The organism is Kitasatospora sp. NPDC047058, assembly GCF_040643935.1.
Classification (GTDB): Bacteria; Actinomycetota; Actinomycetes; order Streptomycetales; family Streptomycetaceae; genus Kitasatospora.
Genome location: NZ_JBEYVJ010000132.1, coordinates 1 through 19,481 on the forward strand (window position 1 = coordinate 1; position 19,481 = coordinate 19,481).

Annotated in this window: 10 protein-coding genes; 6 read left to right on the forward strand and 4 right to left on the reverse strand. The window is 73.1% G+C overall.

Annotated features, from left to right (window positions below; genetic code table 11):
• Positions 1–98: 98 nt before the first annotated feature.
• A complete protein-coding gene (locus tag ABZ885_RS20565; RefSeq protein WP_360190347.1) occupies positions 99–881 on the reverse strand; it encodes a class E sortase in 783 nt (260 codons plus the stop codon).
• A gap of 270 nt (positions 882–1,151) precedes the next feature.
• Here ABZ885_RS20565 and ABZ885_RS20570 point away from each other — a divergent pair, with 270 nt between their 5' ends.
• The gene (locus ABZ885_RS20570) at positions 1,152–4,175 is read left to right on the forward strand and encodes a bifunctional [glutamine synthetase] adenylyltransferase/[glutamine synthetase]-adenylyl-L-tyrosine phosphorylase (RefSeq protein WP_360190350.1); all 3,024 of its coding nucleotides are present in this window, start codon (positions 1,152–1,154) and stop codon (positions 4,173–4,175) included.
• A gap of 154 nt (positions 4,176–4,329) precedes the next feature.
• Here ABZ885_RS20570 and ABZ885_RS20575 read toward each other — a convergent pair whose 3' ends face one another.
• Positions 4,330–5,295, reverse strand: coding sequence for a phosphatase PAP2 family protein (locus tag ABZ885_RS20575; protein ID WP_360190353.1), 966 nt, complete (start codon positions 5,293–5,295; stop codon positions 4,330–4,332).
• Between the two features lie 380 nt (positions 5,296–5,675).
• Here ABZ885_RS20575 and pulA point away from each other — a divergent pair, with 380 nt between their 5' ends.
• The 4 genes from pulA (at position 5,676) to ABZ885_RS20595 (ending at position 15,978) form a co-directional block, all read left to right on the forward strand.
• A complete protein-coding gene (pulA, locus tag ABZ885_RS20580; protein ID WP_360190366.1) occupies positions 5,676–11,117 on the forward strand; it encodes a pullulanase-type alpha-1,6-glucosidase in 5,442 nt (1,813 codons plus the stop codon).
• Between the two features lie 558 nt (positions 11,118–11,675).
• Positions 11,676–14,009 carry a M4 family metallopeptidase gene (locus ABZ885_RS20585; RefSeq protein ID WP_360190355.1) on the forward strand — a complete coding sequence of 778 codons (2,334 nt, stop codon included), beginning with the start codon at positions 11,676–11,678 and terminating at the stop codon, positions 14,007–14,009.
• Between the two features lie 308 nt (positions 14,010–14,317).
• On the forward strand, positions 14,318–15,643 hold the full coding sequence (locus ABZ885_RS20590; RefSeq protein ID WP_360190369.1) for an ammonium transporter: 1,326 nt from the start codon (positions 14,318–14,320) through the stop codon (positions 15,641–15,643).
• Positions 15,640–15,978, forward strand: coding sequence for a P-II family nitrogen regulator (locus ABZ885_RS20595; RefSeq protein WP_360190357.1), 339 nt, complete (start codon positions 15,640–15,642; stop codon positions 15,976–15,978). Before ABZ885_RS20590 ends, ABZ885_RS20595 begins: the two co-directional genes overlap by 4 nt.
• A gap of 17 nt (positions 15,979–15,995) precedes the next feature.
• Here ABZ885_RS20595 and ABZ885_RS20600 read toward each other — a convergent pair whose 3' ends face one another.
• Complete coding sequence (locus ABZ885_RS20600; RefSeq protein WP_360190360.1) at positions 15,996–16,904, reverse strand: hypothetical protein; 909 nt, start codon at positions 16,902–16,904, stop codon at positions 15,996–15,998.
• A gap of 47 nt (positions 16,905–16,951) precedes the next feature.
• Positions 16,952–17,473 (reverse strand): SigE family RNA polymerase sigma factor, encoded by a 522-nt coding sequence (locus tag ABZ885_RS20605; RefSeq protein ID WP_360190363.1) that lies wholly within the window; start codon positions 17,471–17,473, stop codon positions 16,952–16,954.
• Between the two features lie 225 nt (positions 17,474–17,698).
• Here ABZ885_RS20605 and ABZ885_RS20610 point away from each other — a divergent pair, with 225 nt between their 5' ends.
• Positions 17,699–19,447: a carbohydrate-binding module family 20 domain-containing protein gene (locus ABZ885_RS20610; protein ID WP_360190372.1), complete on the forward strand. Its 1,749-nt coding sequence runs from the start codon at positions 17,699–17,701 to the stop codon at positions 19,445–19,447.
• Positions 19,448–19,481: the final 34 nt, after the last annotated feature.

Here is a 19,481-nt window from a genome sequence, read left to right on the forward strand (position 1 = left end):
CGGATCGGAGGGTGCCCCGGGCCACGGGGGGGCGCCGTCCGGGGCGTTCTCGGCCGGGACGGCGCCATGACGTCAGGGCGCGGTGCGAGCCCGCCGGTTCACCCCTCCGAAGGGCCCGGCGTCCGCAGCTCGGGAGGCGGCGTCCGGTCCGGGTCCACCGGCTGCTCCCGGACCAGGCTGCCCCAGACGGCCAGCCGGTAGAGCGCGGTGTAGACCGGCGTGCAGGTCGTCAGGGTGATGTACCGGCCCGGCCCGGTGTAGGGGGAGCCGGCGGGCACCGGGGCGATGACGCCGGTGTCGTCCTTGGAGGTCTGCGGCAGGGTGGCGTCGACGCGGTAGACGTACCAGCGGTCGCGGGTCTCCACGACCAGCGCGTCGCCCGGCTTCAGCACGTCCAGGTCGTGGAACTTCGCGCCGTGGCCGTCGCGGTGGGCGGCGAGGGCGAAGTTCCCCTGCGGCTCCCAAGGCATGGCGGAGACGTACGGCTCCGTGTAGGCGCCGGCGACCCCCTCCGCGAGGGTGTCCGCGTCGGTGCCGGACTTGATCAGCACCTGGTAGCCGGCACCCATCGCCGGTACGTGCAGGAAGCCGATGCCGCCGTCCGCCGCGAACGGGGCCGGGTCGGCGGTGTCCGCGTTCCCGGCCGGTGGTGCCGCCGTCGGCGGGGCCGCCGGGGCCGCGGCCGACCACTGCCGGCGCAGCTGCCCGGCGGCGAGGTCCGCGTGCCGGCCGGCCGTGAGGTCCGTCCACCACAGGGAGTAGGCGGCCAGCAGGGCGAGCAGCACGCCGGCGGTGACCAGCAGGTCGCCGAGCACGCCGATCGCGGCCCGGAGCGGGTGCCGGCGCGGGGCGCGTACCGCGGACGGGTGCGCGGTCACCATGGGCTGTCCTCCGGTCGGGCGGGCGGAGCGGGCGTCGGGGGCTGGCCGGCCGGTCCGGGCGGAGCGGGCGTCGGGAACGGGGCCGGACACCCCCGGGGGGAGTGCCGCGCCGGGGGTGTCCGGGCCGGTCATGGGCGTACTTCACCGCGTCCCCGAACGGGCGGGCAAGCCGACACGCCACGGCGGCGGCCGGGCGGGTCCGGTCCGCGGTCACGTCCGGCGCGGCGCCGTGGGGGCGCGTAATCTGCTGAACGGAGGGATGGAGGGGCGATGACGGTGGACGAGCAGCGGGCCGGGAGCCGGGTGAGCCGGCCGGAGATCAGGCTCGTCCGGCGCGGGTTCACCGATCCGGCGCAGGCCGTGCGGCTGCTCGCCGGGCCCGGCCTGGAGGGGCTGGCCGACGACCCCGTCCTGCTGGACGCGCTCGGCGCCACCGCCGACCCGGACCTCGCGCTGCTCGGTCTGGCCCGGCTGCTGGAGGCCGCCGACGAACCGGACCGGCACACCCTGCGCGACACCCTGACCACCTCCAAGCCGCTGCGCGACCGGCTGCTCGGCGTGCTCGGCGCGTCCACCGCGCTCGCCGACCACCTGGCGCGGCACCCGCACGACTGGCACGCGCTGGTCACCTTCGAGCTGCGCGACATGCACCCCGGCCCGGACGACTTCCTGCGCGCGCTCGACGAGGCCGTCCGGTCGGACGGGACCGGCCGCCCGGCGGACGCGTTGCGGGTCGCCTACCGCCGCTGCCTGCTGGCCATCGCCGCCCGCGACCTCACCGGCACCACCGACCTCGCGCAGACCGCCGCCGAGCTCGCCGACCTGGCCGGCGCCACCCTGCAGACCGCCCTGGACCTCGCCGCCGGGGAGGACCCGGCCGCCGCCGCGGCCTGCCGCCTCGCCGTCATCGGCATGGGCAAGTGCGGCGGGCGCGAGCTCAACTACGTCTCCGACGTGGACGTGATCTTCGTCGCCGAGCCGCAGGAGGGCGTCGACGAGCACGAGGCGCTCAAGGCCGCCACCCGGCTCGCCGCCGCGCTCACCCGGCTCTGCTCCGACACCACCGGCGAGGGCACCATCTGGCCGGTCGACGCCAACCTGCGGCCGGAGGGCCGCAACGGCCCGCTGGTGCGCACCCTGGCCAGCCACGTCGCGTACTACCAGCGGTGGGCCAAGACCTGGGAGTTCCAGGCCCTGCTCAAGGCCCGCCCGGTGGCCGGGGACACCGAGCTGGGCGCGGCGTACCTGGCGGCGCTGGAGCCGATGGTCTGGCAGGCCGCCGCCCGGGAGAACTTCGTCGCCGACGTGCAGCAGATGCGCCGCCGGGTGATCGACTCCATCCCTGCCACCGAGCTGGACCGCCAGCTCAAGCTCGGCCCGGGCGGCCTGCGCGACGTCGAGTTCTCCGTCCAGCTGCTCCAGCTGGTGCACGGCCGCACCGACCCGGCCCTGCGCAGCGGCAACACCCTGGAGGCGCTCGGCGCACTCTCCCGCGGCGGCTACGTCGGCCGGGCCGACGCCGCCTCGCTGGACGCCGCGTACCGGTTCCTGCGCTCGCTGGAGCACCGGATCCAGCTGCACCGGCTGCGCCGCACCCACCTGATGCCGACCGGCGCGGAGGACCAGCGCCGGCTGGCCCGCTCGCTCGCCCCGCTGATCAACGACGACACCCGGGCCGACCCGGTCGCCGCCCTCCAGCGGGAGTGGAAGCGGCACGCGGTGGAGGTCCGCCGGCTGCACGAGAAGCTGTTCTACCGGCCGCTGCTGGACGCCGTCGCCGAACTGCCGGCCGGCGCGGCCGGCCTCACCCCGGACGCGGCCCGGGCCCGGCTGGAGGCGCTCGGCTACGCCGACCCGGCCGCCGCGCTGCGCCACCTCTCGGCCTTGGCCTCCGGCGTCAGCCGCAAGGCCGCCATCCAGCGCACGCTGCTGCCGGTGCTGCTCGGCTGGTTCGCCGACTCCGCCGACCCGGACGCGGGGCTGCTCAACTTCCGCCAGGTCTCCGACGCGCTCGGCCGCACCCCCTGGTACCTGCGGCTGCTGCGCGACGAGAGCGGTGCCGCCGAGCAGCTCGCGCGGGTGCTCTCGGCCGGCCGGCTCGCCCCCGACCTGCTGCTGCGCGCCCCCGAAGCGGTGGCCATGCTGGGCGACCCGCAGGGGCTGGTGCCGCGCGGCCGGGCCGGGCTGGAGCAGGAGATCCTGGCCGCCGTCGGCCGTGCCGAGACCGCCGGGGCGGCGGTCGCCGCCGCGCGTGCGGTGCGCCGCCGCGAGCTGTTCCGGACGGCCGCCGCCGATGTGCTCGGCCGGCTCGGCGACGATCCCGCCGAGGCCCTGGACGCCGCCGGGGAGGCGCTCACCGCGCTGAACGCCGCCACCCTGCAGGGCGCGCTGAGCGCCTGCACCGCGGGCTGGGAGGCCCGGCACGGGGACCTGCCGACCAGGATCGCGGTGATCGCGATGGGCCGGTTCGGCGGGCACGAACTGGGCTACGGCTCGGACGCGGACGTGCTCTTCGTCCACGAGCCGCTGCTCGGCTCGCTGGAGCACGACGCGGCGAAGGCCGCCCAGGCGGTCTGCCACGACCTGCGCGCCCTGCTGGCCGCGCCGTCCACCGAGCCGCCGCTGGAGGTCGACGCCGACCTGCGCCCGGAGGGCCGCAACGGACCGCTGGTGCGCACTCTCGCCTCGTACACGGCGTACTACCGGCGCTGGTCGCACGCCTGGGAGAGCCAGGCGCTGCTGCGGGCCGAGCCGGTGGCCGGGGACGAGGAGCTGGCCGCGCGGTTCCGGCAGCTGATCGACCCACTGCGCTACCCCGGCGTCGGGGTGCCGGAGCGGGACCTGATGGAGATCCGCCGGATCAAGGCCCGGATCGAGGCGGAACGGCTGCCGCGCGGGGCCGACCCGACCACCCACACGAAGATCGGCCGGGGCGGGCTGGCCGACGTCGAGTGGACCGTCCAGCTGCTCCAGCTGCAGCACGGGCACGAGTTCCCGGCGCTGCGCACCACCCGGACCAGGGCCGCGCTGGCGGCCGCGGCGGACGCCGGGCTGGTCGGGACGGAGGACGCGGCGGTGCTGGACGCCGCCTGGGTGCTGGCCTCGCGGGTGCGGTCCGCGGTGATGCTGGTGCGCGGCCGGCCGGGGGACAGCTTCCCCGCGGACGCCCGGGAGCTGGCCGGGGTGGCCCGCTACCTCGGCTACGGCGCCGGGCACAGCGGCGAGCTGGTGGACGACTACCGGCGCACCACCCGGCGGGCCCGGGCGGTGGTGGAGCGGCTGTTCTACGGGTGACGCGCGGCGGGGCCGGACTGCGGGGCGGGGCCGGGCCGCGGCGCCCGGCCGCTCGCGAAAGCCGCAGGCGGACGTGGAAGTCGCAGGCGGTCGCGGAAGTCGCAGGCGGACGCGAAGAGAGGGGCCCCGGTCGGGGCCCCTCTCCCGGTGTGCCTCAGCGGCGGGCGCTGCTCACCGCCGGCTCGCTCCACTGCTCCGGGACGGTGATCGGCTTCTCCGCCGCCTCCCGGGCGGGTACCTGCGGCAGGCGGTAGACCCAGGAGTGGTACAGCCAGCGGGCCGCGAGGAAGCCCACCAGGAGGCAGAGCTCGCCGCCGACGGCGTCCATCCAGAAGTGGTTGGCGGTGGAGACGATCACCACCAGGGTGGCCGCCGGGTAGAGCAGGCCGAGCACCCGGACCCACGTCCGCCGGGCCAGGAAGAAGAGGGTGAGACCGCACCACATCGACCAGCCGATGTGCATCGAGGGCATCGCCGCGAACTGGTTCGAGACGTGCGTCGCCGGGCCGGAGGCCATCGAACCCCAGGTGCCGTGCGTCTTCACGGTGTCGATGAAGCCGCCGTCGGTCATCAGCCGGGGCGGTGCCAGCGGGAAGAAGTAGAAGCCGACCAGGGCGATGGCGGTGGTGACGAAGAGCACCGTGCGCACCGCGACGTACCGGCCCGGGTGCCGGCGGTAGAGCCAGATCAGCACGCCGATCGTCACGATGAAGTGCAGCGTCGCGTAGTAGTAGTTCATCCCCGTGATGAGCCACCCGATGCCGTCGATCCCGTGGTTGACCGAGCGCTCGACGGCGACGCCGAGGGACTTCTCGAGGTCCCAGATCCACGACGCGTGCTTCTGGGCTATCGCCTCCTGCTCGGGGACGGCGTTGCGCACCAGGGAGTAGACCCAGTAGCTGATCCCGATCAGCGCCAGCTCGATCCAGATCCGCGGCCGGGCCGGCGAACGGCGCTGGTCACGGATGCGGCTGCGCAGTGCCGCCGAGCGGGACTGGGCGGCACGGGTGGCTCCGTCGGGCATCCGGCCGCGCTCGGCCTGACCCGCTCCGGAACCGCCACCGTGCGGCGGGTCGGCGCGTTCGGCGTCGGGCTGCTGGATCTCGGTCGGTTCCCCCATGGACGAGAAGTCTGCCAGACGTACCGTAGCCGTCTGCTCATCCTCCGGAAGTGGATTCTTCACCGGCTGTCCCCCTTGAGGGCTAGGGGGTCTCTCCCACCGGGGTAGGGGGTGCGGCTGGGTCTGGGGTGAACCGGTGGGACGGGCATACGTCCCATTGTCACGCCGCGCGGATCGGCCGGCGCAATCGGGGGTGGGGCGGTCCTGCAGCAGGCGGATTTTCCCTGTACGAAACGGTTTCTGCATCTTGCTGAAACATATTGCAGCCCGCTAGCGTCCTCGCAACTCGATCACCCCCCTTCCCCCGCAGGGAGCCCTCAGTGGCCGATCTCCCGCCCCGCCGCCGGCGGAGCACCACCCGCAGACCCGGCAGGACGGCGGTGCTGCTCGCCGCCTCGCTGACCGCCGCCACCCTCGGCACCGCCCCGGCGGCCCTCGCCGCCGCACCGCCCGGCCCGCCCTCGGACGCCGCGCTCGCCGCCACCGCCGGGCGGCACGACCTCACCCGGGAGCAGTTCTACTTCGTCCTGCCGGACCGCTTCGCCAACGGCGACCACGCCAACGACACCGGAGGCATCACCGGCAGCCGGCTGGAGCACGGCCTCGACCCGGCGGACAAGGGCTTCTACCACGGCGGCGACCTGGCCGGCCTGATCCAGAAGCTCGACTACATCCAGGACCTCGGCACCACCGCGATCTGGATGGCGCCGATCTTCAAGAACAAGCCCGTCCAGGGCGCGGGGGACAACGCCAGCGCCGGCTACCACGGTTACTGGATCACCGACTTCACCCAGGTCGACCCGCACTTCGGCACCAACGAGCAGCTCAAGGAGCTGATAGCCAAGGCGCACCAGCGCGGGATCAAGGTCTTCTTCGACGTCATCACCAACCACACCGCCGACGTCATCGACTACCAGGAGAAGCAGTACGGCTACCGCTCCGCCGGCGCCTACCCGGTGCTGGACGCGGACGGCCGGCCGGTCGACGAGACCGCCGTCGCCGACGCGAACGCGGCCTGGCCGAAGCTGACCAAGGACTCCTTCCCGTACAGCCCGGTCTTCCGCAACCCGGCCGACGCCACCGCCAAGACCCCGGCCTGGCTGAACGACCCCGCGCTCTACCACAACCGGGGCGACTCCACCTTCGTCGGCGAGTCCGCCACCGAGGGCGACTTCTCCGGCCTGGACGACCTCGACACCCAGAACCCCAAGGTGGTGCAGGGCTTCGAGAAGGTCTACCAGCAGTGGGTCAAGGACGCCGGCGTGGACGGCTTCCGGATCGACACCGTCAAGCACGTCAACATGGCGTTCTGGCAGCAGTGGGCACCCGCGCTCAAGGACTTCGCCGCCAAGCAGGGCAACCGGAAGTTCTTCATGTTCGGCGAGGTCTACTCCGGGGACCCGGCGGTCACCTCGCCGTACGTCACCAAGGGCCGGCTCCAGGCCACCCTCGACTTCCCGTTCCAGAACGCGGCCCGCTCCTACGTCTCGCAGGGCGGCTCGGCGAAGAACCTCGCCGACGTCTACGGGCAGGACTACCGCTACACGAGCGCCGACACCGACGCCTACGAGCTGCCGACCTTCCTCGGCAACCACGACATGGGCCGGTTCGGCTCCTTCCTGCTGAGCGACAACCCGGGCACCGACGAGGCCACCCTGCTGAAGAAGGACCGGCTCGGCAACGAGCTGCAGTTCCTCACCCGCGGCCAGCCCGTCGTCTACTACGGCGACGAGCAGGGCTTCACCGGCGCCGGCGGCGACAAGGACGCCCGGCAGGACCTCTTCGCCTCGCAGACCCCGTCCTACAACAGCGACCGGGTGCTCGGCGGCACCGCCGGCTCCGCCGACCGCTACGGGCAGGGCGGCGAGCTCTACCAGGGCATCGCCGGGCTGGCCAAGCTGCGCCGCGACCACCCGGCGCTCGCCGACGGTGCCCAGATCGAGCGGTACGCCGCGGACGGCGCGGGCGTGTACGCGTTCTCCCGGATCGACGCCGGGCAGCAGGTCGAGTACCTGGTCGCGGTCAACAACGCGACCGAGGCGAAGACCGTCACCCTGGACACCTTCTCGGCCGGCCAGGGCTTCGACCGGATCTACCCGGCCGCGGGGGAGCGGGTGACCAGCGGCGCGGACCGCAAGGTCACCGTCACCGTGCCGGCGCTGTCCTCCGTCGTCCTCAAGGCCGCCGCGAAGCTCGCCCCGGTCGCGGCCGCGCCGCAGCTCGCGCTCCGGCCGCCGGCCGACATGTCCTCCGGCACCGTCACCGTCGGCGCGGACGTCGACGGCGGCGGCTTCAACCGGGTCACCTTCGCCGCCCAGATCGGCAACGCGCCCTGGCAGACCCTCGGCACCGCCGACAACGGAACCTTCCGGGTCACCCAGGACCTCTCCGCCGTCGCCCCCGGCACGGTCGTCCGCTACAAGGCCGTGGTGCAGGACTCCGGCGGCCACCTGCGCTCGGCCACCGGCAGCTTCACCACCGGGGCCCCGGCGCCCAAGCCGGTGCCCAGCGCCACCGCCCGCCCGTACGCCGTCGTGCACTACCAGCGCAAGGACGGGAACTACGACGGCTGGAACCTCTACGCCTGGGGCGACCTCGCCGACGGCGAGTCCACCCAGTGGCCGGCCGGGCACGGCTTCACCGGCCGGGACGCGTACGGCGCCTTCGCCTACGTCAGGCTGAAGCCCGGTGCCTCCGACCTGGGCTTCATCGTGGAGAAGGACGGCGTCAAGGACGTCGACGCCGACCGGCACATGGACGTCGGCTCGGCCGGCGAGATCTGGCTCAAGGACGGCGACCCGGCCGTCCGCACCACCAACCCGGGCCCGGTCACCACCCCGCCCGCCGGCACCGCCGTCATCCACTACAACCGGGGGGACGGCAACTACGACGGCTGGGGCCTGCACGACTGGACCGGCGCCGCCACCCCGACCGACTGGGGCAACCCGCTGCAGCCGGTGCGCCGCGACGCCTTCGGGGCCGTCTTCGAGGTGCCGCTCGCACCCGGCGCGACCAGCCTCAGCTACATCCTGCACCGGGGCAACGACAAGGACCTGCCGGGCGACCAGTCGCTGGACTTCGCGGTCAACGGCCGCGAGGTGTGGATCCTCGGCGGCCGCGAGGGCTACCTGCTGCCGCAGAACGCCGCCGCCTCCTCGCAGCTCGACCCCGGCTCGGCCAAGGCCCAGTGGATCGACGCGAAGACGGTGGTCGTCCCCGCCGGCTACGGCGCCGGCGACGCCGGCCTGGCCGGCGGGACCAGCGCCCAGCTGGTGTACGACCCGGCGGGCGGCATCACCGCCGACAAGGGCGTGCTGAGCAAGCCCGGCCAGTGGATCCGGCTCACCCCCGCCCCCGGCGGCCTGACCGACGCGCAGAAGGCCGAGTACCCGCACCTGGCCGGCTACCGCGCCTTCACGGTGGACCCGCGCGACACCGGCCGGATCGGCCAGGCCCTGCGCGGCCAGCTGCTCTTCACCGAGCACCTGCCCAGCGGCGCCGCACTGGCCGCCACCGGGGTGCAGATCCCGGGCGTGCTGGACGACCTCTACGCGCGCCACACCGGCCGGGTGGACTTCGGCCCGGCGTACTACAACGGGAAGGTGGCGCTCTCGGTCTGGGCGCCGACCGCCCAGGAGGTCTCCGTCCAGCTCTTCGACGGCCCGGACGGCGGCACCCCGAAGACCGTCCCGCTGAAGCTGGACGACGAGACCGGCGTCTGGGAACTCGTCCGGGACAAGGCCGAGCTGGACGGCAAGTACTACCTGTACCAGGTGAAGGTCTGGGCTCCGTCCGTCCAGCGGCTGGTGACCAACACCGTCACCGACCCGTACTCGGTCGCGCTCTCCACCGACTCGCGGCGCAGCCTGGTCGCCGACCTCGCCGCCAAGGAGCTCAAGCCGCAGGGCTGGGACGACCACGCCGTCCCGAAGGCCGTGCCGCCCGCCCAGCAGCAGATCCAGGAGCTGCACGTCCGGGACTTCTCGGTCGAGGACAGCACCGTGCCGGCCGCCGAGCGCGGAACGTACCTGGCCTTCACCGAGTCGCAGTCGGCCGGGATGCAGCACCTGCGCGAGCTGGCCAAGGCCGGCGTCACCACCATCCACCTGCTGCCGACCTTCGACATCGCCACCATCCGGGAGAACCGGGCCGAGCAGAAGCTGCCCGCCTGCGACCTCACGGCCCTCGCCGCGGACAGCGAGAAGCAGCAGGAGTGCGTGGCCGCCGTCGCCGCCGAGGACGCCTACAACTGGGGCTACGACCCGCTGCACTACAACGTGCCGGAGGGCTCGTACGCCACCGATCCGAACGGAACCGCGCGCACCGTGCAGTTCCGCCGGATGGTGCAGGCGATCCACGCGGCCGGGCTGCGGGTGGTGCTGGACGTGGTCTACAACCACACCGCCGCCAGCGGCCAGGCGGAGCACTCGGTGCTGGACAAGGTGGTGCCCGGCTACTACCAGCGGCTCGACGCCAACGGCAAGGTGACCACGGACAGCTGCTGCTCCGACACCGCGCCCGAGCACGCCATGATGAACCGCCTGGTGGTGGACTCGGTGACCACCTGGGCCCGCGAGTACAAGGTGGACGGCTTCCGCTTCGACCTGATGGGCCTGGACCCGAAGTCCACCATGCTGGACGTGCAGGCCGCGCTGCGCCGGATGACCCCGGACTCGGACGGCGTGGACGGGAAGAACGTCCTGCTCTACGGCGAGGGCTGGAACTTCGGCGTCGTCGCGAACAACGCCCGGTTCGAGCAGGCCACCCAGCTCGCCATGGCCGGCACCGGGATCGGCACCTTCGACGACCGGATCCGGGACGCCGCCCGCGGCGGCAACTTCATGCTCTCCTCCGCCCCGCAGCAGGGCTTCGCCTCGGGCCTGTTCACCGACCCGAACGGCTCGCCCGCCAACGGCACCCCGGAGGAGCAGAAGGCCCGGCTGCTCAAGCAGATGGACCAGCTGAAGGTGGCGCTCACCGGCAACCTGGCCGGATACAGCTTCACCGACAGTTCCGGCAGGACCGTCACCGGCGCGGGCGTCGACTACAACGGCGCCCCGACCGGTTACGCGGCCAAGCCCGGCGAGGCGATCGAGTACGTGGACGCGCACGACAACGCGGACCTGTTCGACGCGCTGGCGTACAAGCTGCCGGCCGGCACCGCGCCGGCCGACCGGGCCCGGATGCAGGCGCTCGCGCTCTCGCTGACCGCGCTGACCCAGGGGACGGGCTTCGCCCAGGCCGGCAGCGACCTGCTGCGTTCCAAGTCGCTGGACGCCAACGCCTACGACTCCGGCGACTGGTTCAACGCCATCCACTGGGACGCGTCCCAGGGCAACGGCTGGGGCCGGGGCCTGCCGCCGGCGGCCGACAACAAGGAGATGTGGCCGGCCGCCAAGTCCCTGCTGGCCAACCCGAAGCTGGCCGTGGGCGCCGCGGACATCACCGCGACCAGCGCGCAGTACCAGCAGTTCCTGCGGATCAAGCAGGGCTCGCCGCTGTTCTCGCTGCCCACGCTGGCGGCGGTCCAGCAGCGGCTCTCCTACCCGCTCTCCGGCACCGCCGGCGAGACGCCCGGGGTGATCACGCTGCACCTGGACGGCACCGGGCTGGCGGGTGCCGAGAAGGGCGTCACCGTGGTGTTCAACGCCACGCCCGCCGCGCAGCAGCAGACCGTGGCCGGGCTGAAGGGCACCGCGCAGGCGCTGCACCCGGTCCAGGCGGGCGGCGCCGACCCGGTGGTCAAGCAGTCCGGTTTCGACGCCGGGACCGGCACGTTCACCGTGCCGGGCCGCACCGTGGCGGTGTTCGTCCAGCACTGACGGACCGTCCGGAACGGGCCCCGTACCGCCTCGTGGCGGTACGGGGCCCGTGTGGTTCCGGACCGGCCGTCACCTGGTTGGCCGGAAACAGCCGCTGGCACGGCCGGAACAGTGACGTGCCGCGCCCGCGCGGCGCTGCCGCCCGGGGTGCGGCCCCGGCGGCCGTCCCGAGCACTGGTCAGTGCCCGCCGGGGGTGGCCGAACGGTCCGGCGAAAATGAAAACGGTCGTCACGAGTTGTCGCGCCTGTAACACAGTCAAGGGGCCGGCCGGTATACGGTTTCGGTCGCTAATCGGCCAATCAGTGGCATGCATCTGTCATTAACGGCTCGTTTGCTGCCACGATTCCTCCGGCTGCAGACGAGGGGGCCCCACCCCCCGGTGCGGCCGTGCCAGGCCAGGAACAGCGCGTCCCCTGTCGGAATACCGCTCCACCTCGCTCCGCGAAACCGCACCCGCGCCGCGCACCCCGGCGGCGGGGGCCCCCACTGCGCCGCAACCCTGCGGCCAGGTTCTCTCCACCGCTCGCGAACCCGCGTCGGTCGGAAAAGGAGTCCGCATGTCCCGTTACACCCAGGCCCGGAAGGCGGCGGTTGTCATGGCCGCCACCACCGCGCTGCTGGTGACCGGTATCCCGGTCATCGCGCAGGCGGCCACCCCGGACGCTCCGGCCGCCGTCGCCGCCCAGCAGGCGAGCCGCGCCGAGCTCCTCTCCTCGGCGACCCAGCAGACCGCCTCCCTCGCCCAGACCCTGGGCCTGGGCAGCGAGGAGAAGCTGGTCACCAAGGACGTCGTCCAGGACGCGAACGGCACCCGCCACCTGCGCTACGAGCGCACCCTCAACGGCCTGCCGGTGCTCGGCGGCGACCTGGTGGTGCACCAGGCCCCCGGCGGCGCGACCACGGGCGTGGACCGCGCCAGCACCGCGACGCTGACCGGGGTCGGCACCACGCCGAAGCTGGCCGCGCCGGCCGCGCAGTCCGCCGCGCTCGCCGCCGAGTCGGGCGCCTCGCTGGACTCCGCTCCCCGCCTGGTGGTCTGGGCCGCCGACAACAACCCGCGGCTCGCCTGGGAGACGGTCGTGACCTCGACCGAGTCCGACGGCACCCCGAGCAAGATGCACGTGGTCACCGACGCCACCTCCGGCCAGGTGATCCAGAAGTTCGAGGGCGTCAAGACCGGCACCGGCAAGGGCGTCTTCGTCGGCAACGTCACCATCGGTACGACGCAGTCGGGTTCGTCGTACCAGATGAAGGACGGCACCCGCGGTGGGATGTACACCACCAACCTGAACCACGGGACCTCGGGCACCGGCACCCTGTACAGCAAGTCCACCGACAGCTGGGGCGACGGCACCGCCGCCAACAGCGAGTCCGCCGCGGTCGACGCCCACTTCGGCGTCGCGGCCACCTGGGACTACTACAAGAACACCTTCGGCCGCAACGGCATCCGCAACGACGGTGTCGGCGCCTACAGCCGCGTCCACTACGGCAACAACTACGTGAACGCGTTCTGGGACGACGACTGCTTCTGCATGACGTACGGCGACGGCGACGGCAACACCCACCCGCTGACCGAGCTGGACGTCGCGGGCCACGAGATGAGCCACGGCGTCACCGCAGCCACGGCGAACCTCAACTACTCGGGCGAGTCCGGCGGCCTCAACGAGGCCACCTCGGACATCTTCGGCACCATGGTGGAGTTCTACGCCAACATCCCGACCGACAACCCCGACTACCTGATCGGCGAGTTGATCGACATCAACGGGAACGGCACCCCGCTGCGCTACATGGACAAGCCGTCCAAGGACGGCCAGTCCGCCGACAACTGGTCCTCCACCGTCGGCAACAAGGACGTCCACTACTCCTCGGGCGTCGCCAACCACTTCTTCTACCTGCTGTCCGAGGGCAGCGGCGCGAAGGTCATCAACGGCGTCAGCTACAACTCGCCGACCAACAACAACATCACCGTCACCGGCATCGGCCGGGACAAGGCCGCCGCGATCTGGTACCGCGCGCTGACCACCTACATGACCTCCACCACCAACTACGCCGCGGCCCGCACCGCGACGGAGAAGGCGGCCACGGACCTGTACGGCGCCGGCAGCGCCGAGCTCACCGCGGTCGGCACCGCCTGGGCGGGCGTCAACGTGGGCACCGTGCCGAACCCGGGCGGCGTCGCCGTCACCAACCCGGGCAACCAGACCACCAAGGTCAACACCGCGGTCAACCTGGCCATCAAGGCCAGCGGCGGCACCGCCCCGCTGTCCTACTCGGCCACCGGCCTGCCGGCCGGCCTGTCGATCAACGCGTCGACCGGCGTCATCACCGGCACCCCGACCACCGTCGGCACGTCCAACGTCACCGTGACGGCCAAGGACGCCGCGAACAAGACCGGGACCACCAGCTTCACCTGGACGATCTCGGACACCACCAGCAACTGCACCCCGGCCCAGCTGCTCGGCAACGCCGGCTTCGAGACCGGCTCCGCCACGCCGTGGACCGCGACCAGCGGCGTCGTGGACAACAGCTCCTCGCAGGCCGCGCACGGCGGCACCTGGAAGGCCTGGCTGAACGGCTACGGCTCGACCCACACGGACACCCTCTCGCAGACGGTGACCATCCCGGCGAGCTGCAAGGCCACGCTCAGCTTCTACCTGCACATCGACAGCGCCGAGTCCGGCTCGACGGTGTACGACAAGCTGGCCGTGACGGTCAACGGCACCGCGCTGAAGACCTACTCCAACGTGGACGCGGCCGCCGGCTACCAGCTGCGCACCTTCGACCTGTCGGCCTACGCGGGCCAGACGGTCACCCTGAAGTTCAACGGCACCGAGGACTCCTCGCTGCAGACGAGCTTCGTCATCGACGACACCTCGATCGCGACCAGCTGACCCCGCGCCGGTAGCGCCGGCGGAACCAGGTGAGACAGGGACAGGGCCCGGCAGCGACGGCTGCCGGGCCCTGTGTCGTGCGCCCCGCCGCCGTGAGGTTCCGGAAACCCCGCGGCAACGGCCGGGCAACCCCCGGGCAACACGAAACACGGGTGAAACGCGGCCGTCCGCGACCGGAAATCCGCCCTCGCAACACTCTCCCAACGACCTGCGACCCCTCCCCACCCGTCGCCCGGCACCGGCCCCCACCGAGGGCGTCCGCGGGCGGCCCCCATGTCAACGCAGGCCTCTGGGAAGGCACCCCCGTGATGTTCCTGGCAGACCCGTCGCCCGGCCTCGACACCGGTGACACCGCCTGGCTGCTGGCCAGTACCGCACTCGTCCTGCTGATGACCCCGGGCCTGGCGCTCTTCTACGGCGGCATGGTCCGCACCAAGAGCGTGCTCAACATGATCATGATGAGCTTCGTCTCGATCGCCGTGGTCACCGTGGTCTGGCTGCTGGCCGGCTACTCGCTCGCGTTCGCGCCGGACGCCGGCGGCTGGGGCCTGATCGGCGGGCTCGACCACCTCGGGATGGCCGGGATCACCCCCGCCTCGCTCACCGGGCACGTGCCCACCGTGCTGTTCGCCACCTTCCAGCTGACCTTCGCGGTCATCACCGCCGCGCTGATCAGCGGTGCCATCGCGGACCGGGCCAGGTTCGGCTCCTGGGTGGCCTTCACCGCCGTCTGGACGCTGCTGGTCTACGTGCCGGTGGCGCACTGGGTGTTCGCGCCCGGCGGCTGGATCCTGTCGGAGCTCGGCGCGCTGGACTTCGCCGGCGGCACCGTGGTCGAGGTCAACTGCGGTGCGAGCGGCCTGGCCCTGGCCCTGCTGCTCGGCCCGCGGATCGGCTTCCGGAAGGAGGCGATGCGCCCGCACAGCCTGCCGCTGGTGCTGCTCGGCGCGGGCCTGCTCTGGTTCGGCTGGTTCGGCTTCAACGCGGGCTCGGCCCTGGGCGCCAACGGCCTGGCCGCGTCCGCGCTGCTCAACACCCAGGCGGCCGGCTGTACCGGGCTGCTCGGCTGGCTGCTGGTGGAGAAGCGCCGGGACGGCCACGCCACCACGCTCGGCGCGGCCTCCGGCGCGGTGGCCGGCCTGGTCGCGATCACCCCGTCGTGCGGCAGCGTCGACCTGGTCGGCGCACTGGTGATCGGGCTGGCCGCGGGCGTGGTCTGCTCGTACGCCGTCAGCTGGAAGTTCCGCCTCGGCTTCGACGACTCGCTGGACGTGGTGGGCGTGCACTTCGTGGCCGGCGTCATCGGCACCGCGCTGATCGGCCTGTTCGCCACCACCGCGATGACCGGCGGCCCGGCGGGCCTGCTGCACGGCGGCGGCCCCGGACAGCTGGGCAAGCAGCTGGTGGCGGTCGTCGTGGTCGCGCTGTACGCCTTCGCGGTGACGTACGGGATCGGCTGGGCGATCGACCGGGTGATGGGCTTCCGCGCCAGCGAGGAGCACGAACTCACCGGTCTGGACCTCGCCGTGCACGCCGAGACCGCGTACGATCACGGCGTCCTCGGGCACGGCACGACCGCCCACGCCACCCCCACCGTGCTCACGCACCCGTCCGACAGGGCCCCCTCCGCATGAAGCTGATCACCGCGATCGTCAAGCCGTTCAAGCTGGACGAGGTCAAGAACGCGCTGCAGGCCGTCGGCGTGCACGGACTGACCGTCACCGAGGCCAGCGGGTACGGCCGGCAGCACGGGCACACCGAGGTCTACCGGGGTGCCGAGTACCGGATCGACCTGGTGCCCAAGGCCCGGATCGAGGTCGTGGTGGAGGACGAGGACGCCGAGCGGGTGATGGAGGAGATCGTCCGCGCCGCCCGCACCGGGAAGATCGGCGACGGCAAGGTCTGGTCGGTGCCGGTGGAGACCGTCGTCCGGGTCCGCACCGGCGAGCGCGGTCCGGACGCCGTCTGAGGCGTGTTCGACACGCCTCAGGGCGTCCCCCGGTCCGCGAGCCCGGGGAGCAGCAGCCAGGCCCGGTCGGCGGCGATCTGCTGCCACCGGGCCAGTTCGGACGGCGGGGTGTCCCGGGTGCGGCGCGGGTTGTACGACGGGTCGTCGGAGTCGTGCAGGGTGCCGTTGTGGACGGCGAGCGCGACCCGGGTGCCGTCCGGGAACGGCATCCAGATCCGGTAGGTGACCCAGGCGGTGTCCGCGGTCTCCAGGATCTCGACGATCTGCGGGTCCGGGCCGGGGCCCGGCTCGCGGGAGCAGTGGTAGTCGGCCCGGTCCCACGCGTCGGTGCGGTCGTCACAGGACGGCGCGGTGGCCCGGGAGGCCGGGCCGTGCACCTCGACCGAGAGGGTGGCGGCGCCCCGGCCGTCGTCGTACCTGGTCCAGAGCACGGCGTCGGCCGCCGGGTCGAGGGTGAGCTGGTCGGCGCCGGGCTCGGCGTCCAGCCGGGTGCCCGGGCCGAGCAGCCGGGCCAGCGTGTCGCGCAGGGCGGTGCGCTGCTGCTCCCTCAGCTGTTCCGGGCCGGGCGTGGGGGCGGTGGCAGCGGCGGTGGGCCCGGCCGGCAGCTCGCCGTGCCCCCGGCCGGGCGGCCGCGGCAGGTCGGCGAGCGCCAGGGCGGCGGCCAGCGCGAGGACGGCGGCGGCCGAGGCGGCCTGGCCGATCCGGCGGCGGCGGTGCAGCACGCGGCCGCGCCGGGTGGCCTCGGCGAGCATCACGGCGACGGGCGGGTGCAGGCCCTGGACGCCGGCGCCGAGCAGCCGGCCGAGCTCGTGTTCGAGGCGCCGGGCGGTCTCCGGACCGAGGTCCGGGTCCGAGTCCGGGCCCGGGGCAGGGGCCGGGACGGCGTCCGGGTCGGGTTCCGGGTCGGGTTCCGGTGCGGGGGCCAAGGCGGGGTCCTCGTCGGGTTGGTGGGGCACTGGTGCGCGGGCGGGGGTCAGGGCTGGAGCAGCAGTTCGCGGTCGTCGGCGAGGATCTCGCGCAGCCGGGCCAGCGAGCGGGTGGAGAGGCCCTTGACGGCGGCCGGGCTGGTGCCGAGCATCTCGGCGACCGCCTCGATGGAGTGGTCCTCCAGGTAGCGCAGCACCACCACCGCCCGGTTGCGCGGGGGCAGCGTGCGCAGGGCGGCCACCAGGGTGAGCCGCAGCTCGGTGCCGGGCCCGGTGCGGTCGTCGAGCGCGGTGGGGGAGTCGGGCAGGTCGGCGACGGCGATCTCGCCGGAGCGGCGCAGCCGGCGGTGCGACAGGTAGCAGCGCAGCAGCACCTTGCGGGCGTACGCGTCGAGCGACGGGTCGTCCTCGCCGCGGTGCAGCCGGCCCCAGACCGAGTACATCTTGGCCAGGGTGGTCTGGACGAGGTCCTGGGCCTGGTGCCAGTCGCCGCACATCAGGTAGGCGACCTGGAAGAGCCGTCCGGCCCGGCTGGCCGCGAACGCCTCGAAGTCGCCCGCCCCGTTCATCGGTCCCCCGTGCACTGTTCGTCGGCCCTGCGCTGTCATCACTCTCCACGCCGTGGCGGGCGGAAAAGTCGCATACGAGTTTTCCGGAGCTGCAGAAACGTTGTTTCCAAGGCCTTGACGGGCCCTTGCCACGAGCCTAGGTTCGGCGCTGCAAGTTTCCGGAAAGTTTCAGCAAGCTTTCACGAGCGGTACCCCAGGCTGCCCCCACCCCAGCCCCCAGGAGACATCGTGGTCACCACCGCCCCCACCCGCCGGCGTGCCAGAACGGCCGGCGCGCTGACCGCCTCGGCGGCACTCGCGCTCTCGCTCACGGCGGCCTTCGGCGCCGCCCCCACCGCCGGGGCCACCCCGCCCGGCAGCGGCAAGGACGTCACGGCCACGCTCTTCGAGTGGCGCTTCGACTCCGTCGCCAAGGCCTGCACCGACACGCTCGGCCCGAAGGGCTACGGCTTCGTCGAGGTCTCGCCGCCCCAGGAGCACATCCAGGGCAGCCAGTGGTGGACCTCCTACCAGCCGGTGAGCTACAAGATAGCCGGGCGCCTGGGCGACCGGGCGTCCTTCAAGAGCATGATCGACACCTGCCACGCGGCCGGGGTCAAGGTGGTCGCCGACTCGGTGATCAACCACATGTCGGCCGGTTCGGGCACCGGAACCGGCGGGACCGCCTACACCAAGTACAACTACCCCGGGTACTACCAGGACTGGGACTTCCACTCCTGCCGCGCCGCGATCAGCAACTACAACGACCGCGGCAACGTGCAGAACTGCGAGCTGGTCAACCTGTCCGACCTGGACACCGGCAGCTCCTACGTCCAGCAGACCATCGCCCACTACCTGGACGACCTGGGTTCGCTCGGCGTCGACGGCTACCGGATCGACGCGGCCAAGCACATCGCCGCCGCCGACCTCGCCGCGATCAAGGGCAAGACGGCCAACCCCAACGCGTACTGGGTCCAGGAGGTCATCTACGGCGCCGGCGAGCCGGTCCAGCCCTCCGAGTACACCGGTACCGGCGACGTGGACGAGTTCCGCTCCGGCACCTGGCTCAAGAGCGCCTTCCAGGGCGGCCGGCTCGCCGACCTCGCCACCTGGGGCTCGGGCCTGCTGCCCACCGACAAGGCCCGCACCTTCGTCGACAACTGGGACACCGAGCGCAACGGCTCCACGCTGACCTACAAGGACGGCTCCGCCTACACCCTGGCCAACGTCTTCATGCTGGCCCACCCGTACGGCGCGCCCAACGTCTACTCCGGCTACGCCTTCACCGGCCACGACGACGGCCCGCCGAACGGCGGCACGGTCAACGCCTGCTACAGCGACGGCTGGAACTGCACGCACGCCTGGCGGCAGGTGGCCAACATGGTCGGCTTCCGCAACGCGGTGGCCGGCACCGCGATCACCAACTGGTGGTCCAACGGCAACAATGCGGTCGCCTTCGGCCGGGGCACCAAGGGCTTCGTGGCGCTCAACCGCGAGTCCGGCCCGGTCACCCAGACCTTCCAGACCTCGCTGCCGACCGGCTCGTACTGCGACGTCCAGCACGGTGACCCGGCCGCGGGCGGCTGCACCGGCCCGTCGTACACCGTCGGCCCGGACGGCCGGTTCACCGTCACCGTCGGCGCGGGCGACGCGGTGGCCCTGTACGTCGGCGCGCCGGGCGGCTCCGGCGGCGTCCCGGTGAGCAGCGGCGCGTCCTTCGCGGTCAACGCCACCACGGTGTACGGCCAGAACATCTTCGTGGTCGGCGGCAACGCCGCCCTCGGCGGCTGGGACCCGGCCCGCGCGCTGCCGCTCTCCTCGGCCGCCTACCCGGTCTGGAAGCTGGACGTGGCGATGCCCGCCGGCACGGCCTTCGAGTACAAGTACGTCCGCAAGGACGCCTCCGGCGCGGTGACCTGGGAGTCCGGGGCCAACCGGACGGCGACGGTGCCCGCCTCGGGCGCGGTGACGCTGAACGACACCTGGCGGAACTGACGGCACGGCCGAGGGCCGCCCACCGGTGCGCACC

What these genes read in the sequence shown, in the direction of transcription:
- ABZ885_RS20565 (WP_360190347.1), bottom strand. Translation starts at nt 881, where the DNA reads ATGGTGACCGCGCACCCGTCCGCGGTACGCGCCCCGCGCCGGCACCCG.
- ABZ885_RS20570 (WP_360190350.1), top strand. Translation starts at nt 1,152, where the DNA reads ATGACGGTGGACGAGCAGCGGGCCGGGAGCCGGGTGAGCCGGCCGGAG.
- ABZ885_RS20575 (WP_360190353.1), bottom strand. Translation starts at nt 5,295, where the DNA reads ATGGGGGAACCGACCGAGATCCAGCAGCCCGACGCCGAACGCGCCGAC.
- ABZ885_RS20585 (WP_360190355.1), top strand. Translation starts at nt 11,676, where the DNA reads ATGTCCCGTTACACCCAGGCCCGGAAGGCGGCGGTTGTCATGGCCGCC.
- ABZ885_RS20590 (WP_360190369.1), top strand. Translation starts at nt 14,318, where the DNA reads ATGTTCCTGGCAGACCCGTCGCCCGGCCTCGACACCGGTGACACCGCC.
- ABZ885_RS20595 (WP_360190357.1), top strand. Translation starts at nt 15,640, where the DNA reads ATGAAGCTGATCACCGCGATCGTCAAGCCGTTCAAGCTGGACGAGGTC.
- ABZ885_RS20605 (WP_360190363.1), bottom strand. Translation starts at nt 17,473, where the DNA reads ATGAACGGGGCGGGCGACTTCGAGGCGTTCGCGGCCAGCCGGGCCGGA.